This is a genomic window from Rahnella sp. P4_A8 (assembly GCF_056402435.1).
The window spans coordinates 29710-48007 of sequence record NZ_JBFUHK010000014.1 but is presented as its reverse complement, the minus strand read 5'-3'; the positions used below and the strand labels follow the sequence as shown (position 1 = coordinate 48007).

The window sequence follows — 18298 nt, the reverse complement described above, 5'->3', positions numbered from 1 at the left end:
GGCCTGTGATACAGCATGAGTATGTTGTAACTATTTTTCGTTCACTGTCTCGCGGCGGGTTTCCTGCACGCTATAACGGTTGGTTTTGAACGGAATATTCAGGCGCTCACGCAACGTCGTTGCCTGCGAGGGATGCCAGTAGCCACGGGCTTCCAGCACCGGTAACACCAGCCGGGTAATGTCGTCCAGCGCTTCGGTCAGTACCGGTCCGCTGATGATAAATCCGCTGGCACCGCCCTCTTCCACCCAGCGGATCAACTGGTCGGCGACCTGCTCAGGCGTGCCGAAGAATTCGCCGCGCGGCAGCGTGGTCTGATACGCCACTTCACGCAGCGTCAGGTTTTCCTCCCGCGCCAGCTTCTTGATGCTGTCGGTGGTGGAGCGGAAAGTGTTTTGGCCTAAATCGCCCAGTTCAGGGAACGGGCCGTCCGGCGGATACTGGCTGAAATCATGGTGATCGAAAAATCGCCCGAGATAGGCCAGCGCATCGTCAAGTGACAACAGCGACAGAAGATACTGATATTTGGCCTCGGCTTCCTCTTCGGTTTTGCCGACAATCGGGCTGATGCCAGGGAAAATACCCACCGGATGGCGGCCATTTTTGCTGACCTGTGCCTGTAATTTTGCCGAATATTCCTGTGCTTCTTCCAGCGTCCGGGCGTTAGTGAAAACGGCATCGGCAGATTTACCTGCCAGCGCGATACCGGCATCCGACGCGCCAGCCTGGAAAATCACCGGCTGCCCTTGCGGTGAACGCTGGATATTCAGCGGCCCTTCGACCGAGAAAAACTGTCCCTGATGATTCAGTTTATGCAGCTTCGCCGCGTCGAAGAACACACCACTTTCGCGGTCACGCACAAACGCGCCGTCTTCCCACGAATCCCACAGTCCCTGCACCACGCTGATGTATTCTTCGGCAATCTGATAGCGCAGCGCATGTTCAGGATGGTCTTTGCCGAAGTTTTTCGCCGAACCGGCCAGCGGCGAAGTCACCACGTTCCAGCCCGCCCGTCCCTGACTGATGTTATCTATTGACGCCAGCTGACGTGCGACGGTAAAGGGATCGCTGTACGAAGTTGAAATAGTGCCTGCCAGCCCGATGCTGTGGGTGGCCGAAGCCAGCGCAGACAGCAACGCGACAGGTTCGAAACGGTTGAGGAAATGCGGCAGTGATTTTTCGTTGATGTGTAATCCGTCGGCCACAAACAGGAAATCAAAACCAGCCGCTTCGGCGCGCAAGGCTAAATCACGGAAATAGGGGAAATTGACACTGGCATCCGCAGGCGCTTTTTCGTGACGCCACGAATTCATGTGGCCGCCGGCACCGTGCAACATCAGACCCAGCTTGATACTTTTTGAATGGCTCATGAAATCTCCTTAAAGCTGGCCAGCCAGCAATTCGATGGACTTCAGCCGCACACCGGCTTCAGTCAGTGGAGTGTGAATAACAAATTCGTTCACGCACAGGCGGCGCTGAATATCGCGCAGTTGCTCGTGGATATCGCCCGGCGTGCCGTGCAGCACGCTGATTTGCTGCTGTTCGATCTGGTATTGCGTCGCACCTGACTGCCGCACAAAGGCTTCAGCCTGTTCGCGGGAACCCACCGTAACGTGCCGGTCGCCCAGCGTGACGCGAAAATTATGCTGGCCGGTCACCAGTTCAGCGGCCTGCTCGCGGGTTTGTGCCGCCAGGGCCGCCAGACTGACCAGCGCCTGCCCTTGTCCGGCGGAATATTCGTGGAAGGCCAGCACCGATTCGGTCATCACTTGCGCTGAAGCATTGATAAAACCGGCGAAGACAAAGTTCCAGCCCAGTGACGCGGCCAGACGCGCGCTTTCTTTGCTGGCACCGAGTAAAAATCGCTGCGGTGCCACCGGCGGACGCGGCAACGCACGGGCTTCTGTGCCCGCCAGATGGTCATCCAGATGCGTGAGATAATGTGTCAGTTGCTGTAACTGCGCCGGGAAACCAGGCGATGATTCGGCCGGTGCGTGGGCACGCAGCGCTTTGGTTGACAGGGGTAAACCACCGGGCGCTTTGCCGATGCCGATATCCACGCGATCCGGCGCCAGTGCTGACAACAGATGGAAATTCTCTGCCACTTTATACGGGCTGTAATGTTGCAGCATCACACCGCCGGAGCCGATCCGCAGCCGGGAAGTGCGCGCCAGCAGCCAGGCGATCAACACTTCCGGCGAGCTACCGGCCAGCTTTTCAGTATCGTGATGTTCTGACACCCATAAACGGTGATAGCCCAGTTTTTCTGCTGCCAGCGCAAAAGTCAGCGTGGCGTCTAGCGCCTGCGCAGCGGTCTGCCCGTCATTAATCGGGCTTTGATCTAATAAACTCAGTCGGTAATTCACCTGCGCATCCCTTTTTATCCGTTGTGATAAAAAGAGTTCCACGAAATAAGTTCAAAGCTAAATAATAAAAACACGTTTCTATAGTCAGTATTTTGCTATGCAAGGCACTGTGCAAAACGACTATAAATTATAGCGACTGAGTATTTAGTGATTGGCTTCTGTCTGACTAGCATCAAATGAAGCGCTACATTTGGGTAACAATCATTTTCAGACAATAAGGTTATTTCGCCATGAGCATTTCACTTGCCGAAGAAACAAATAGCATTGCCCCCCGACATGAGACAGGACTGGAAGAACAACTCATCGCTTATCGCCGTGAATTACATCAGCATCCTGAATTATCCAATCAGGAATTTGTGACCACGCAAAAGATTACCCAATGGCTGAATGCTGCCGGGATCCGCATTTTATCGCTCGGGCTGAAAACCGGCGTGGTGGCTGAAATTGGCCCGGAACACGGCCCGGTTGTTGCCCTGCGCGGTGACATCGATGCCCTGCCGATTGAAGAAGCCTCCGGTGTGCCGTTCAGTTCGCAACAACCCGGCGTGATGCACGCCTGCGGCCACGATTTTCATACCTCTGTTATTCTCGGCGCGGCCCATCTGCTTAAAGCAAGGGAAGACCAGCTACCGGGCCGCGTACGGTTGTTTTTCCAGCCTGCTGAAGAACGGTTTGGCGGTGCGTCGCAACTGATTAAAGCCGGTGCACTGGAAAACGTTGATGCGATTTTCGGCCTGCATAATGCGCCAGAACTGCCGGTCGGCACCTTTGAGACAAAAGGCGGCGCATTTTATGCCAACGTGGACCGCTTCCAGATAACCGTGACCGGCAAAGGCGCGCACGCCGCACATCCGGAAGAAGGTACCGACAGCATTGTCACCGCCAGCCACATTGTGACCGCGCTGCAAACGGTGGTCAGCCGCAACGTCAGCGCTCAGGAGGCGGCGGTAGTCAGCGTCACCCGTATTGAAGGCGGCAACACCTGGAACGTATTACCCCAAACCGTGGAACTGGAAGGCACGGTGCGCACCTACAGCAACGGGATCCGCGAGCAAATCCCTCAGCGGATCCGCAAGGTGATCACCGGGGTGGCAGATGCGCTGGGGGCGAAGGCTGAACTGCACTGGTTTGGCGGGCCGCCAGCGGTGGTGAATACACCGCGCTGGGCAGACTTTGCCTTACAGGCCGCTGCGGAATTTGGCTATAACGCGCAAGTAGCGCAGGCTCAGATGGGGGGCGAGGATTTTGCATTTTATCTGCATCATGTGCCGGGTGCGTTTGTCAGCATCGGCTCTGCCAGCGATTTCGGCTTGCATCATCCGCAATTTAATCCTGATGAGTCGGCTATTTACCCGGCGGCGAATTATTTCCAGCAACTGGCAGAAAAAGCGCTGAGTGAATTAACCGGAAAATAACCTTTTCATACCTGACTTTATTTCCTCACGCCCGGATATTCCGGGCATTTTTCGTGCAAAATTTCCGGCGCAATGTATTTCCACTTTCTCTCTTTGATTATTTAATTTTGTTGTTTTACATCCCTGTAACACTCGGGAATAGTGAAAGCGTCACCTCACGGTCATCACCACTTAAAATAAGAATGCAGGGTAAAAATAATAATGATGAAACATAGCGTAACCATCACAGCCACCGCCATCGCGGCAATATTAAGTTTTTCATCAGCGGCATACGCCGCGCCAGGTATTGATCTGATTGCCAATGAAACGCCGGTGAATACACCGAAAAGCCCGGAAGCCGTGGCAAAAATCCCGGCCAACTTTAAGTTTGTCGAACCGGGTACGCTGACCGTGGCGCTGGCTGTGCTCGGCAGCGCCCCACCCTTCGGGCTGTACGCCCGTGACAATAAAACCGTGATCGGCAGCGAGGCGGATATCGCCCGTCTGGTCGCCGACGGTTTAGGCCTGAAACTCAAAGTGGTTCCGGCTTCGTGGGAAGACTGGCCGCTGGGCGTGACGTCGGGGAAATACGACGCGGCCATCTACAACATTACCGTCACCAAAGACCGCAAAACTAAATTTGATTTCGCCACCTACCGCGAAGATACCCTCGGTTTCTATGTGAAAAGTGACAGCAAAATCACCTCGATAAAATCCGCACCCGATATCGCCGGTAAACGCATTATTGTCGGCTCCGGCACCAATCAGGAAGCCGTGTTGCTGGCGTGGGACAAAGAAAACCAGGCTAAAGGATTACCGGCGCTGAAACCGCAATATGTCACCGATGACGCTGCCGCGACGCTGGCTATCCAGTCCGGTCGTGCCGATGCCACGTTCGGCCCGAACGTCACCGGCGCGTACAAAGCGTTGCTGACCGGCAAAACCAAATTGGTCGGCACGGTGCCGGGCGGCTGGCCGAAAACCGCCAATATCGCTGTGACGCTGAAAAAAGGGAATGGTCTGGTGGATGCCGTGCAGGCGTCGCTGAACAGCGCCATTGCCAGCGGAGCGTATATCAAAGTGCTGGACCGCTGGGGCGAAAGCGTCGAGAAAATCGATCACTCTGAAATTAACCCGCCGGGACTGGGCGACTGATCAGGAGCAGAAACGATGAGCGAAGATATTTTCATTCAGACCGTGCCGGAAGACCCGCTGATTGCGCCGGTCATCGAAGGATTATTCGGTGAATACCGCGACCGTTACGGCGATTTCTTCTCGAGCCAGCCGCCGGAAGATGACAGCGTGTTTTCCGCGCCCGATGGCACCTTCATTGTTCTGCTGAGAAACGGCGCGCCCATTGCAATGGGCGCGTACAAACGCTACGACGAGCAGACTGCCGAACTCAAACGCATCTGGACTCACCGCGCGCTGCGCCGTCAGGGACTGGCACAAAAAATCCTGCATGAACTGGAACGTCGTGCAGCCGCGTACGGTTACCGGCGGGTATTTCTCACCACCGGATTCCGCCAGCCCGAAGCGGTCGGATTGTATTTGTCCCACGGTTATCAGCCGCAATTCGACACCCGCCTCGATCCGGAGGTCTATTCCCGGCCACCGTATGACGGGCGCCTGCCGTTTACCAAAACGCTGAAAGCGGACGTGCCGGTCACGTCATCTGCAACGTAACAGAAAGAGAAAATGATGAGCGAAAATGCCCCTTCATCTGTGAATCATCCGCCGCTGAAAGTGGTGCCCGCGCGCTATCCGTGGCGTCTTGCCGGTGCGGTTTTTTCGGCGTTTATTCTGCTGGGCATCATCCAGTCGATTGCCACGAATTCCCGCTGGGAATGGGGCGTATTTCGTCAGTGGTTTTTTGATCCGGTGATCCTGTCCGGGCTTGGCAAAACCCTGTTGCTCACGCTGCTGGGCACCCTTTTTGGGGTGATTTTCGGCACGGCACTGGCCCTCGCCCGCCTGTCGAAATCCTATTTACTGAACGCACTGGCCTGGGGGTATATCTGGCTGTTCCGTTCCCTGCCGTTGTTGCTGGTGCTGATCATTCTCTACAACTTTTCCTATCTCTACGACAACCTTTCGCTCGGCATTCCGTTCACCACGATTTCCTTTTTCAGCACCCCGACGGTGGATTTGCTGGATCAGTTTTCCGTCGCCGTGCTCGGTCTGTCGCTGGTGCAGTCGGCCTATACCGCCGAGATCATTCGCGGCGGGATTTTAGGGGTAGAACACGGCCAGCATGAAGCTGCGGCCGCGCTGGGATTACCGGCCTACCGCCGGACCTTCCGCATCATTTTGCCGCAGGCGTTACGTTCAATTCTGCCGACCGGTTTTAACGAAGTGATCAGCCTGGCGAAAGGCACATCGATTGTTTACGTCCTGTCGATGCCGGAACTGTTTTACACCGTGCAGGTGATTTACAACCGCACACAGCAGGTGATCCCGCTGCTGATGGTCGCCACCATCTGGTATCTGCTGATCACCACCGTGCTGTCGGTTTTGCAGTATTACGTCGAACGCTATTTCTCCCGCGGCACCGTGCGTCAGGTCGCGCCGACACCCTTGCAGCGCCTGCGTCAGTGGCGCGTCGCCCGTTCTTAATAAAGGGAAAGCACTATGTCAGAAGCCTTTGATTTATTCGTTAACCGCCCGCAGGAAGCGCCTGTTGAGCAGCTGTTTCCACGCAAACCTCAGGCTGCTACCGTCGGGCGCATCGAAATCAATAATTTGAGCAAATACTACGGCGCGCACAAAGCGCTGGATAACGTGAGTCTGTGCATCGAACCGGGCACCGTGACCGTGATCCTCGGCCCGTCCGGCTCGGGGAAATCGACCCTGCTGCGCACGATTAACCATCTTGAGCGCGTCGACGAAGGTTTTATTCAGATTGACGGCGATTACATCGGCTACCGCCGCAAAGGCGATACGCTGTATGAACTGAAAGAGCGCGCCATCCTCAAACAACGCACACATGTCGGTTACGTTTTTCAGAATTTCAATTTATTCCCGCACATGACGGTGCTGGATAACATCATCGAAGCGCCGGTGGTTCACGGTCTGCTGAGCCGCAAAAACGCCATCGCCCGTGCCTATGAACTGCTCGACACGGTCGGTCTGCGCGAAAAAGCGCACGCATGGCCGCGTCATTTGTCCGGCGGACAGCAGCAGCGCATCGCCATCGCCCGTGCGCTGGCGCTGAATCCTAAAGTCATGCTGTTTGATGAACCGACGTCCGCCCTCGATCCCGAACTGGTTGGCGAAGTGCTGGATGTGATTAAGAAGCTGGCGCAGTCGGGCGTCACGCTGGTGGTCGTCACCCATGAAATCGGCTTCGCGCACCAGGTGGCGGATCAGGTGGTGTTTATGGTGGATGGTCGCGTGGTTGAAAGCGGCGCTGCCGCACAGGTGCTGGAACGGCCGGTTCATGCCAGAACCCAGGCTTTTCTGGAGAAGGTGCTTTAAGACTGGCAAATTTAGTATTTCTTAAGACCGGGAATATTTCGGTTTCTTACCCGCAGTGCTCATTTGACGCGCTGCGCCGAAACCGCCCGGGAGGGAGAAGTGCTTTTCCCTCCCGGATCTCCCTTCGCTTTTTCAACCAGCGATCCGCTCGCTGGCTATGTTTCAGGTATCACCGCGACAGGCTGGAACCTCTCATTCAGCAAGCTTTCTGAATCGCCCGCAACCCACAATCCCTATTTTCCCCGTTTACCAAACGCCATTTTGGAATACACTTCATTCCTAAATTTCATACTCCGTTTTGTGGCGCAGATCACATCTTAATTGTATGATGAATACATTATTCAACTGGGTGATACACCATGAGCACCGCAATCTCTCTGGTATTCCAATATGTTCGGGCGTTTATTCTGATTTATCTCTGTTTATTCGCCGGGAATGCGATTTCATCTCTTTTACCGCTCACCATTCCCGGCAGCATCATCGGCATGCTGATCCTGTTTGGTTTGCTTTCAACCCAAATTCTGCCGTTCAAATGGGTCAAACCGGGCTGTAATGTTCTGATTCGCTATATGGCGTTACTGTTCGTCCCTATCGGCGTCGGGGTCATGAATTATTACGAGCAACTGCGCACGCAGTTCGGGCCGCTGGTGGTGTCGTGTCTGGTCAGTACCCTGATTGTATTGCTGGTTGTCGCCTACTGTTCCCACTATATCCATGGCGAACGCGGTGCGGTGACGGATAAAGCGGAGGATAAAAATGATTGATATATTGTGGTCGCTGCCGCTGACGCTGGTGGTGTTTTTCGCCACCCGTAAGCTCGCTATTAAACTCAAAATGCCGCTGCTCAACCCGCTGCTGATGTCGATGGTGGTGATCATTCCGCTGTTGCTGGTCACCCATATCCCTTACGCGCGCTATTTCGCGGGCAGCAAGATCCTCAATGATCTGCTGCAACCCGCCGTCGTGGCGCTGGCGTTTCCCTTGTACGAGCAACTGCATCAGATCCGCGCCCGCTGGAAATCCATCATCAGTATCTGTTTTATCGGCAGCGTGGTGGCGATGGTGAGCGGCACCGCGATTGCATTATGGATGGGAGCAACGCCGCAAATTGCCGCATCGGTATTACCGAAATCCGTCACCACGCCGATTGCCATGGCCACCGCGCAGTCGATCAATGGTATTCCGGCCATCAGCGCCGTGTGCGTGATTTTCGTCGGCATCCTCGGCGCGGTCTTTGGTCATACGATTTTGAATGTTCTGAAGATCACCACCAAAGCCTCACGCGGGCTGGCGATGGGTACCGCATCACACGCACTGGGTACCGCCCGCTGTGCAGAAATGGATTATCAGGAAGGCGCATTCAGTTCACTGGCGCTTGTGATTTGCGGCATCATCACCTCCCTGCTCGCCCCGTTCCTGTTCCCCGTCCTTCTCGCCCTCTTCGGTCATTAACCCATAACGGGCACAGATTCCTCTAACGGGTTCGGATTGTATCAAGGCGGCAACTGAGCGAATCCCCGGGAGCTTACAATAAGTAAGTGACTGGGGTGAACGAAGGCAGCCAACGCAGAGACAATTTGAAGCAGGACGAGGAAAAAGTGTATGTCACTTAAACCTTAGAAAAAGTGACATACAAAGCTGAAAGTACCCGGTTTAAGTACAGTCAGAAAAGAATCTGCCGGTCTGCCGTAAAAGCAGACAGGCAGCGATAACGAAGAGATGGAGCCTGGCGCGTAAGCTTACGCGCCGGAGAGTATTACGAATTCATCTGGAACAGTGACATACCCTGCATGGCGCTGTAGGTCTTATAGGATGCCTGAAGCGCAACCTGCTGCAAGGTGTAGGTCGAAATTGCTGAGGTCCATTCGGTATCGACCAGATTACTGAGTTTGGTCGAGTTCGATACATCACGGTTGTCGCCCAGTGTATCGAGATTATCCAGTTCGGACATCTGCGTACCCAACTCTGAACGCACGGAAAGCACGTTGTTGAGTGAGTTACTCAGGCCACGGTTAGCTTTATCGATGGCATCGGTGTATTGCGTATCCGTGGTGTTATCCGCCGATGGCGTTCTCAGCGCAGTCAGCGCACCGTCGATGGTTTTGAATAAATCTGATTCGCTCGGAGAACCGTCCGGTTCGGCTTTCGCATCACCGGTTAAGGCATTAAAAATCTGGTTACCGGTATGGTTGATGGTCATGGTACGACTGGTATCAACCTGCTGAGTAATAGACGTCGTGCCCCCGGAATAGGTTACCGCACCCGTTGTGGCGTCCTGCGTATAAGGCGGAGTATCACTTTTGTAACCGGCGAAGATGAAGCGGCCGTTACCGTCGGTGCTGTTCGCCAGGTTCACCAGTTGCGATTTCAGGCTGTCCAGTTTAGTCGCCAGAGAAGAACGGTCGTCATCGCTTAAAGAACCGTCACCGGCCTGAACGATCAACGTCTGTGCATCCTGAATGGTCGAGGTCACGCTGCTTAAAATCGACTCTTCCTGACTCATACTCTGGTTAGCAAAGGTACGGGCCACGGAAAACTGGCTGTTCTCCGATTGCGCCTGCCGTACCAGCACCGCCTGCGACGCCGCCAGCGGGTCATCCGAAGGCTTGCTCACTTTGCTGCCGGTCGACAACTGTAAACCGGTCGCCTGGAAGCGGTTCTGACCATCCAGTACCGCATTCATGTTTTGGTTGTAAATCATATTGGTACTAAGACGCATGGCATCAGTTCCTTATCAGTTCTGGGATCAGCGAATGTTGATGATCGCGTCGAATATCGTCGAAGCCGTCTGCACGACCTGCGCGTTCGCCAGATAATATTGCTGGTAACGTTGCAGATCGCCGTATTCTTCATCGAGGTTAACCCCGGAGATAGACTGCTGTTGAGCGGTGAGCTGCGTGACGATATTCGCCTGTGAGGTGCTGGTGGTGGTCAGCGTGGAAACCTGGTTACCCACGTTACTTACCATGCTGGCGTATGCGCCCGACAGGGTGGATTTACCTTCCACCAGTTTCGCGGTTTGCAGATTCAGCAGTTTCTGCGCGTTGGTGTTGTCACTCACGCCGCTGTCTGCCGCACCCGCTGCGGCGATCAATGAAGAATCACTGATAGCCAGATTCATGCTGCCCGCAACATTGCTGACCGTTTTGATGGTGATGCTGTCATTGGTATTCGGCGTGCCGGTGACGGAAACCGACAAGCCATCGAAATTCATCGTCGGATCACCGTTGCTGTCGGTGCCCGCCGTCGGGGTGATTTTTGCCCCGTCGGAAACGCGGGTTACATCCCAGCTGGTGCCGTTGTAAGCCATGGTGTAATCGCTGGCTTTCACCGCGGCCGTGTCGGTATATGCCACGCTCAGTTGGGCGCTGCCGGTATTTTTGGTGTTGCTGACCGTGGTCGCGCCGGTGAAGGAGAAGAAGTCCGTCCCCGCGTCACCGTTGAGGTCAAAACCGGCTTTGTTGGTGGTATTGAAGCTGTCAGACAGCGCCAGCGCCAGTTGCCCGAGCTGGTTAATGGCCGGTTCCAGGTTGTCTTTACGGAAAGCCAGCGTGCCGCCGAGCGAACCGGTGGTCAGACGGCTTTCCTGAATTTCAGAAACCGAACCGTCCGGTTGGGTCATGCCGACCGTCAGTTTGGAAGGATCGGCACTGGACGGCATCGCAACCACCGTTTTGGCGTTGCCGCCGCTCACCAGCGGCGTGCCGTTGGCGAATGAAATATTGTAAGTATCGCCGTCCTGCTGGGTCACGACCACACCGGTGACGTTGTTCAGCTGACTGACCAGTTGGTCACGCTGATCGAGCAAGGCGTTAGGTTCCTGTCCGGTGCTGCCACGCGTCGCGGTGATCTGACTGTTCAGTTTGGCAATCTGCGACGCATAGGTGTTGATCTGGTCAACATTCTGCGTGACTTGCTGGTTAACGGCGGTATTCATGTCGTTCAGGTATTTGGCTGAACTGTTGAACTGCGCGGTTAAACCCTGTGCCTCACCCAGCACTGCCTGACGAGCCGCACTGTCGCTGGCATTGCTGGTCAGTGTTTGCAGGCCTTTAAAGAAGGTCGACATGGTGGCATCGATACCTGTGGAACTGTCGCCGAGCAGGTCATCGATAGAGCTGGCCTGATCAAGCTGCGTTGACAGCGCGCTGCCGGTTGCGCTGGCACCCAGAAGCTGCTTCACCACGAAAGAGTTGTACTCACGATTCACACCGGTCACCGTCACACCGTTGCCGATATAACCGGCAGGAGTAGAGATGCCATTACTTTGCGTAATAATGGCGGTCTGGCGGTTATAACCGGCCACACTCACGTTAGCGATGTTGTTCCCGGTGGTACTGAGCGCCGCCTGCGCTGCGTTCAGTCCGCTCATTGCGGTATTAATTAAGCTACTGGACATGAGTGACCTTTTGGCTGCCGGTGACTTTTTACCACCGTGTAATTAAGGAAGCTGAGCCGGGGGTTTCCCCTTTTCCCATTCTGATCGTGTTATCGGCCTGTACCGCTAAAACTTGAGAAAAAAAACGAGGATTTGCGGGTCTAGAAGATATCTTTTAAATCATGGCTATAGGCTTTCACCGCCTGCTCGCCCGCGCCTTTGATTTTCTGGATCACACTCACCAGTTTGTCGGCATAATTCGGGTCGGTCGCGTAACCTGCACGTTGCAAGGCATGCGCGGCTTGTTCAGGAGTACTGGCCGAGGCAACCTGCGCATAACGCGGGTTGTTGGTGAGCAATTTGATGTAGTCGCTGATGGCTTCCACATAGGAGCCGTACACGCGGAAACTGGCCTGCACTTTTTTCGCCACGCCGCTGGTATATTCCGTGGTGGTGATTTGGGTGGTCGGACCGTCCCAGCTGCTGCCCGCTTTGATACCGAACAGGTTGAAGCTGCGTTTGCCGTCGGCAGTCGGGATCTCGCGCTGCCCCCAGCCAGATTCCAGCGCGGCCTGCGCCATGATCAGCTGATGCGAAATCCCGCTGTCTTTACTGGCGACCTGTGCCGGAATGGTGAGGCTGGAAACGAACTGTCCGCTGTCGGCTGGCAACGGTGCGCCGCCGGTGGTGCGGTCCGGCGCAGTCGGAATGACTTTGCGCAGATACTGTTCCATCGCCTGCAACGGCATGGTTTTCAGCACTTCGCCGTCCAGCGCCATCGGCACCGTTCCCGCCAGCTCTGACGGTTGCTTGCTGCCACCGGTCAGTTGTTCGACCATCATGTCGGCCATGCCCAGCCCTTTGTCGGACATGTCCTGAGCAATTTGCTGATCGTACATCGATGTATAAAGTTTGGTGGATTCGTTATCCAGAATCCCCCCTTGCGGCAGTGCCTGACGCATGCTTTTCAGCATCATCTGCACGAACACCCCTTCAAACTGCTTCGCGACTTCTTTGATGTGCGCCTGAGGATCCTGCGCCACATCCCGCTTCAGTTTGTTAAGGGATTGCGTGTCATACGCCGCCCCTGACATCGACATCAGATCGCTCATCAGATAATTTCCAAATCAGCACGCAGGCATCCGGCTGTTTTCATCGCCTGCAGAATGGACATCAGATCGATAGGCGTCGCGCCTAACGCGTTCAGGGTACGGACAACGTTGTTCAGGCTGGCACTGGAGCGTACCTGCTGAATCGACCCGCCGGACTGGCGTACGGAAATATTGGTGTTCGGCGTCACTACCGTCTGACCGCCGCCAAATGGCGTATTCGGCTGGCTGACATCGTTCTGGCGATCGACCACCACAGACAGATTGCCCTGTGCAACCGCACAGTTATCCAGGGTCACATCGCGGTTCATGACCACCGAACCGGTACGGGAGTTGATGATGACTTTCGCATCCATCGGCCCGACGTTCACTTCGATATTTTGGATCTGCGCCAGAATGCGCACCTGAGAGGTATTGCCACGCGGCACCACCACCTGAATATTGCGGGAATCCAGCGCTGACGCCACCCCCATTCCCTGACGGTTGATGGCGTCACTGACCTGCTGCGCCAGGTTGAAATCTTCGTCGTTAAGTTGCAGGCTGATCACGCCTTCGGTGCCGAACGTACTCGGCAATTCGCGTTCAATGGTTGCCCCGCCGGTAATACGCCCACCTGAAACCTGGTTAACTGTCACGCTGCTGCCACCGGAGGAAGCGCCTGCACCGCCGACCAGCACGTTACCCTGCGCCAGTGCGTAAACCTGATTATCCACCCCTTTCATCGGGGTCATCAGCAAGGTGCCGCCGCGAATACTTTTGGCATTACCCATGGATGAAACCACCACATCGATGGCCTGACCGGCACGCGAAAACGGCGGCATTTTGGCGGTGACCATCACCGCCGCCACGTTTTTCAACTGCATGTTGGTGCCTGCCGGTACCGTGATACCGAGCTGGGACAACATGTTAGTCAGCGTCTGGGTGGTAAAAGGTGTTTGTGTGGTCTGGTCACCGGTACCGTCAAGACCCACCACCAGCCCGTAGCCGATCAGGGCGTTATCACGCACACCCTGTACCGTCGTCAGATCACGAATACGGTCGGCGGATGCGGGCAGTACCACCAGGGCGGACATCGCCAGACAGAGAATACCGGAAAGGAGTTTTCGCATGATTGCCTCGTTATAACGGCGATAAGTTTAAGAAGAACCGCTGCAACCAGCCCATGTTCTGCGCTTCATTGATGTAGCCATTCCCGACGTACTCGATGCGTGCATCTGCCACCTGCGTGGAGATAACGGCGTTCGAACCGCTGATGGTGCGCGGGTTGACCACACCGGAGAACCGGATAAATTCAGTTCCCTGATTAATTTCGATTTGTTTCTCTCCGACAACTTTCAGGTTGCCGTTTGCCAGCACTTCCCCAACCGTCACGGTCAGGGTGCCGCTGAAGGTGTTATTGGCCGCTGCGCCGCCTTTACCGGCAAAGGTGTTGGCACCGGTCATATCGAGGTCGGCACGGGCATTACCGAACAGACCTTCCAGATAACGTGGCGCTGTCGCTGCGCCAAAGCTGGTCGCGCCGTTGCGGCTGGCGTTCGCTGAGGAGCTTTTGCTTGCACTGACATTTTCCTGCAAGACAATGGTCAGCGTGTCGCCGACATTGCGTGGACGGCGGTCTTCAAACAGAGGCTGATAACCGTAGTTCATCGGCTGAACTGACTGGAAAATCGAACCGTTAGGAACCGGCGGTGCCGCAGGCGCAGGGGTCGCTGTGGTTGCTCCGGGTACCAGCGGGGTATGCGGCATATACGCGCAGCCATTCGCCAGTAACGTGATTAACAGCGGCAGCACCAGCTTGCCTGGTCGGTCTTTAGAAGAAGTCATTACCGACGTGTTTTTTTTGGTCACCACAGTTATCGCCTTTAAAAAATCGACCTGGTAGGGATCTGAACCGGTTCAGGACAGAAGCGTTTCCGCCCCTGCCCTCTTGTTTTCAATCAACCGCCAAACATTACAGCTGGGAAAGTTTCTGTAGCATTTCGTCCGAGGTGGACACGGCTTTACTGTTAATTTCGTAAGCACGCTGGGTCTGGATCATGTTGACCAGTTCTTCCGCCACGTTGACGTTAGAGGTTTCCACATAACCCTGATACAGCAGACCCGCGCCGTTCAGACCGGGGGTGCTTTCGGTTGGTGCGCCGGAGCTTTGGGTTTCCTGGTACAGGTTTTCACCGAGTGATTCCAGGCCGCTGTTGTTGATGAAGGTGCTCAGCGTCAGTTGCCCCACCTGCTGTGCCGCCGTCTGACCTTGCGTGGTCACACTCACGATACCGTCACGCCCGACCGTCATGCTCAGCGCATTCGCCGGAACGGTGATCGCAGGAATAACCTGATAACCACTGGAGGTCACCAGCTGACCGTTCTGGTCAACCTGGAAAGACCCGTCACGGGTATAGGCCGTCGTGCCGTCCGGCAACTGAACCTGGAAGAAACCTTCCCCTTTGACGGCAATGTCTTTGCTGTTGCTGGTCTGCGACAGGTTGCCCTGCGAGAACAAACGCTCAGTAGAAACAGGACGCACACCGGTACCAATCTGTAAACCGGATGGCAGGTTGGTTTGCTCAGAAGACTGCGCACCAGGCTGACGGACTGTCTGGTAAAGCAGGTCTTCAAATACCGCACGCTGGCGTTTAAAACCGTTGGTGCTGACGTTCGCCAGGTTGTTGGCGATTACATCCATATTGGTCTGCTGGGCATCCAGACCGGTTTTCGCAATATACAGCGATGGGATCATGTCATTACTCCTCTGCCATCATCAGCTCATTGACAGCAGATTGTTGGCACTCTGTTCATTTTCATCGACGCTGTGGATGACTTTCATCTGCATCTCAAAGCGGCGGGCGTTGGCGATCATGTCAACCATGGTTGAAACCGGATCCGCGTTACTGCCCTCAAGCGTTCCGGGCATAACGTGAATAGTCGGGTCAGGCTGTAAAGCCGCACCCCGTGCCTGAACGGTCGCCGGCGTTGGCCGGAACATACCATCATCGCCACGGGTGACTTCATTGTTGGCCGCTTTCACCAGCTTGAGCTTACCGAGCTGGCCCATGGTGTTGGGGTCAGCACTGGCTTCAAGCACGGCAATGGTCCCGTCCGCAGAAACCGTGAGCTGAGAATTCGGCGGAACTTCAATCGGGCCGTTATCCCCCATCACCGGATGACCCTGAACGGTCAGCTGGTTAGTCGGTGACACTTGCATGTCACCGTTACGGGTATAGGCTTCAGAGCCATCAGGCATCTGCACCGCAAGGAAACCGTCCTGCTGTAAAGCCACATCCAGCGGACGGCCGGTGTAGTTCAGCTTGCCCTGCGTCATATCTGCGCCCGGCGTGGATGCCGTGACCAGCGTGCGGGTTTGCAGGCTTTCACCGTCTACCGGCACTGCGCGCATCGCTAAAAGCTGCGAGCGGAAGCCCGGTGTATTGGCGTTAGCCAGGTTACTCGACGTCACAGACTGCTGAACCAGCGTCTGGCTGGCCGCGCCGCCTGCGGTGTAGATAGCGTGATCCATAATGCTGCCCTGTTCTCAGGTGATAAAACGCGTATTAACGCAGGTTAACCAGCGTGTTCAGGATGGAGTCCTGAGTTTTGATGGTCTGCGCATTCGACTGGTAGTTACGCTGAGCAACAATCATGTTGACCAGTTCCGCACTCAGATCGACGTTGGAAGATTCCAGCGCGCCGCTGGTCATTGACGCTAAACCGCCCTGACCCGCGATACCGGTTACAGCCTGGCCGGAAGACGCGGTAGCCGTCCACACGTTGTCGCCTTCAGATTTCAAACCTTCCGGGTTAGAGAAGTTACTCAGCACAATCTGGCCCAGTAACTGGGTTTTGTTGTTGGAGTAAGTGCCGGAGATTGTGCCGTCGTCATTGATGGTGTAACCGGTCATCTGACCCGCTGCATAACCATCCTGAGTCTGGGAACCGATGCTGTCGCTGCCGGTGCTCTGCTGGATACTGCCGGTGAAATCCAGGGAAACGGTTTGTGGCGTCACCGTCCCGTTAGTCGCGGTGTTCATTGGCAACGTCAGTGCCAGACCGGCATTGGCGACGCCTGCGGCGTTAGTGGTACTCACCAGCGCACCACTGGTATCAAATTGCATTGCACCAATTTTGCCAGCTGTTGAACCTGTGACGCTGCCGTCTTGCGCGTAAACATCCCAGTTGTTCGCAGAGGTTTTCACGAAGTAGACGTTGTTATCGTGAGCATTACCCTGTGAGTCATAGGTGGTGATGCTGTTGACGTAGTTGTAGCTGGTGTCATCGCTGCTGCTGAACGTTTTGGCGGCCGGGATCGCGGTATCCGTTGAGTTCAGGTTGGCCACCATCGTACCCACCGTGGTGGCTTTTGCGCTCATCAGGGTGGTCGGGATGTTCAGGGCAACCGGCTGTGCGCCTGCGGCGATAGTCGGGGGGGTGCCGGTGGCCGGAAAACCGGTGACACTCAGACCCTGCATGTTCACCAGATTACGGTTGGCATCCAGTGAGAACTGACCATTGCGGGAGTAATAAACCGCGCCACTGGTGTCCGTCAGACGGAAGAAACCGTTGCCGCTCAGGGCCACATCCAGACCGCGGGAGGTGTTGGTGGTCGTACCGTCATTGAAGTTCTGAGTGACAGCGGCGACTTTAACGCCCATACCGGTTTGGGAACCGGCAAACATATCGGCAAAAGAGGCGGTGGCTGTTTTAAAACCGACGGTCGCGGAGTTGGCAATGTTGTTACCAATCACATCGAGGTTAGTCGATGCCGCGCTCAGGCCGCTGACTGCTTGGGAAAAGCTCATGTTAGCTCCATTGTACTGTGTGTAGTGTTTTTAGCTCCTGCCCCGGCGAAGGGGAGGGAGCGGTCTGAGTGACTCACTTACAAAATCTGGCGTACAGAATCGACTTTCGCGGTTCCGCGTACGCCCAGATCCAACGCGGTATTCCCGGCTGAATCTGTCGTTACACCATTGACCAGCGCATAGTTCAGCGGTGTTGCCACCATTTGCTGACCATTGTTCAGGGCATTGATGCTAAAGGTGTAGCTGCCATCCGGTGCTTTGGTGCCATCGTCCTGTGTACCGTCCCAGGTATAGCTGTGCACACCGGCAGTCTGGGAGCCCAGTGTGATGGTTTTCACCACTTTACCGGTGGCGTCGCTGACTGTAGCGGTGGTGGTATCGGAGGCCGTTTCCAGTTCAAATCCGAATGGCGTGGTGCTGACAGTGCCATCAGTGTCACTGCCGACCAGAATTGCGCTGCCGGACACCATCACGCCGTGACCGATCAATGAACTTGCCTGAACAGATGAACCACTGGTGATTTGTCCGGAAATGCTGCCCAGCGTGGTATTGAGTTTTTCAATCCCGCTGACGGTGCTGATCTGCGCCAGCTGACTGGTCAGCTGACTGTTATCCATCGGATTGGTGGGATCCTGGTTTTTCAGCTGGGCGACCAGCAGGGTCAGGAAACTGCTGGATAAATCATCCGCAGAACTGGTTCCGGTTGTGGACGAACCACCGGAACTGGTGCTGGCGATCGTGGTGTTATCAGTGGTGTCATTAATCGACGTGGTAATTGCCATGATT

Annotated in this window: 18 protein-coding genes; 7 read left to right on the top strand and 11 right to left on the bottom strand. The window is 55.4% G+C overall.

Annotation, left to right across the window (positions count from 1 at the left end; genetic code table 11):
• Positions 1-30 precede the first annotated feature (30 nt).
• Both AC1DUO_RS10100 and AC1DUO_RS10095 read right to left on the bottom strand, forming a co-directional pair.
• Positions 31-1368, bottom strand: a complete 1338-nt coding sequence (locus AC1DUO_RS10100; protein ID WP_121019420.1) for an LLM class flavin-dependent oxidoreductase — start codon at positions 1366-1368, stop codon at positions 31-33.
• Positions 1369-1377: 9 nt separating this feature from the next.
• Entirely contained in the window at positions 1378-2364 is a 987-nt protein-coding gene (locus AC1DUO_RS10095; protein ID WP_449632502.1) for an MsnO8 family LLM class oxidoreductase, read from the bottom strand.
• Positions 2365-2594: 230 nt separating this feature from the next.
• Here AC1DUO_RS10095 and AC1DUO_RS10090 point away from each other — a divergent pair, with 230 nt between their 5' ends.
• The 7 genes from AC1DUO_RS10090 (at position 2595) to AC1DUO_RS10060 (ending at position 8687) form a co-directional block, all read left to right on the top strand.
• Positions 2595-3779: an amidohydrolase gene (locus AC1DUO_RS10090; RefSeq protein ID WP_013575180.1), complete on the top strand. Its 1185-nt coding sequence runs from the start codon at positions 2595-2597 to the stop codon at positions 3777-3779.
• A gap of 201 nt (positions 3780-3980) precedes the next feature.
• Positions 3981-4913, top strand: a complete 933-nt coding sequence (locus AC1DUO_RS10085) for an ABC transporter substrate-binding protein (RefSeq protein ID WP_037034824.1) — start codon at positions 3981-3983, stop codon at positions 4911-4913.
• A gap of 15 nt (positions 4914-4928) precedes the next feature.
• Positions 4929-5444, top strand: coding sequence for a GNAT family N-acetyltransferase (locus AC1DUO_RS10080; protein WP_013575178.1), 516 nt, complete (start codon positions 4929-4931; stop codon positions 5442-5444).
• Between the two features lie 15 nt (positions 5445-5459).
• Positions 5460-6374 (top strand): amino acid ABC transporter permease, encoded by a 915-nt coding sequence (locus AC1DUO_RS10075; RefSeq protein ID WP_013575177.1) that lies wholly within the window; start codon positions 5460-5462, stop codon positions 6372-6374.
• A gap of 15 nt (positions 6375-6389) precedes the next feature.
• Positions 6390-7235 carry an amino acid ABC transporter ATP-binding protein gene (locus tag AC1DUO_RS10070; protein WP_477987205.1) on the top strand — a complete coding sequence of 282 codons (846 nt, stop codon included), beginning with the start codon at positions 6390-6392 and terminating at the stop codon, positions 7233-7235.
• A gap of 359 nt (positions 7236-7594) precedes the next feature.
• Entirely contained in the window at positions 7595-7999 is a 405-nt protein-coding gene (locus AC1DUO_RS10065) for a CidA/LrgA family protein (protein ID WP_013575175.1), read from the top strand.
• Positions 7992-8687 (top strand): CidB/LrgB family autolysis modulator, encoded by a 696-nt coding sequence (locus tag AC1DUO_RS10060; RefSeq protein ID WP_013575174.1) that lies wholly within the window; start codon positions 7992-7994, stop codon positions 8685-8687. Before AC1DUO_RS10065 ends, AC1DUO_RS10060 begins: the two co-directional genes overlap by 8 nt.
• 304 nt (positions 8688-8991) lie before the next feature.
• Here AC1DUO_RS10060 and flgL read toward each other — a convergent pair whose 3' ends face one another.
• The 9 genes from flgL to flgD all read right to left on the bottom strand — a co-directional run bounded on the left by flgL (position 8992) and on the right by flgD (position 18294).
• Positions 8992-9954, bottom strand: coding sequence for a flagellar hook-associated protein FlgL (gene flgL, locus AC1DUO_RS10055; protein WP_013575173.1), 963 nt, complete (start codon positions 9952-9954; stop codon positions 8992-8994).
• Between the two features lie 27 nt (positions 9955-9981).
• Positions 9982-11634, bottom strand: coding sequence for a flagellar hook-associated protein FlgK (flgK, locus tag AC1DUO_RS10050; RefSeq protein WP_013575172.1), 1653 nt, complete (start codon positions 11632-11634; stop codon positions 9982-9984).
• Positions 11635-11774: 140 nt separating this feature from the next.
• Positions 11775-12725 carry a flagellar assembly peptidoglycan hydrolase FlgJ gene (flgJ, locus tag AC1DUO_RS10045; RefSeq protein WP_013575171.1) on the bottom strand — a complete coding sequence of 317 codons (951 nt, stop codon included), beginning with the start codon at positions 12723-12725 and terminating at the stop codon, positions 11775-11777.
• Positions 12725-13831, bottom strand: a complete 1107-nt coding sequence (locus AC1DUO_RS10040; protein WP_013575170.1) for a flagellar basal body P-ring protein FlgI — start codon at positions 13829-13831, stop codon at positions 12725-12727. The genes flgJ and AC1DUO_RS10040 overlap by 1 nt, the downstream gene beginning before the upstream one ends.
• 10 nt (positions 13832-13841) lie before the next feature.
• On the bottom strand, positions 13842-14546 hold the full coding sequence (locus tag AC1DUO_RS10035; protein ID WP_071823641.1) for a flagellar basal body L-ring protein FlgH: 705 nt from the start codon (positions 14544-14546) through the stop codon (positions 13842-13844).
• A 127-nt stretch (positions 14547-14673) separates the two neighbouring features.
• A complete protein-coding gene (flgG, locus tag AC1DUO_RS10030) occupies positions 14674-15456 on the bottom strand; it encodes a flagellar basal-body rod protein FlgG (RefSeq protein WP_013575168.1) in 783 nt (260 codons plus the stop codon).
• 21 nt (positions 15457-15477) lie between these two features.
• On the bottom strand, positions 15478-16233 hold the full coding sequence (locus tag AC1DUO_RS10025) for a flagellar basal body rod protein FlgF (protein WP_477987200.1): 756 nt from the start codon (positions 16231-16233) through the stop codon (positions 15478-15480).
• 34 nt (positions 16234-16267) lie between these two features.
• Complete coding sequence (flgE, locus tag AC1DUO_RS10020) at positions 16268-17512, bottom strand: flagellar hook protein FlgE (RefSeq protein WP_013575166.1); 1245 nt, start codon at positions 17510-17512, stop codon at positions 16268-16270.
• Positions 17513-17589: 77 nt separating this feature from the next.
• Positions 17590-18294 carry a flagellar hook assembly protein FlgD gene (gene flgD, locus AC1DUO_RS10015; RefSeq protein WP_013575165.1) on the bottom strand — a complete coding sequence of 235 codons (705 nt, stop codon included), beginning with the start codon at positions 18292-18294 and terminating at the stop codon, positions 17590-17592.
• Between the last annotated feature and the right edge of the window lie 4 nt (positions 18295-18298).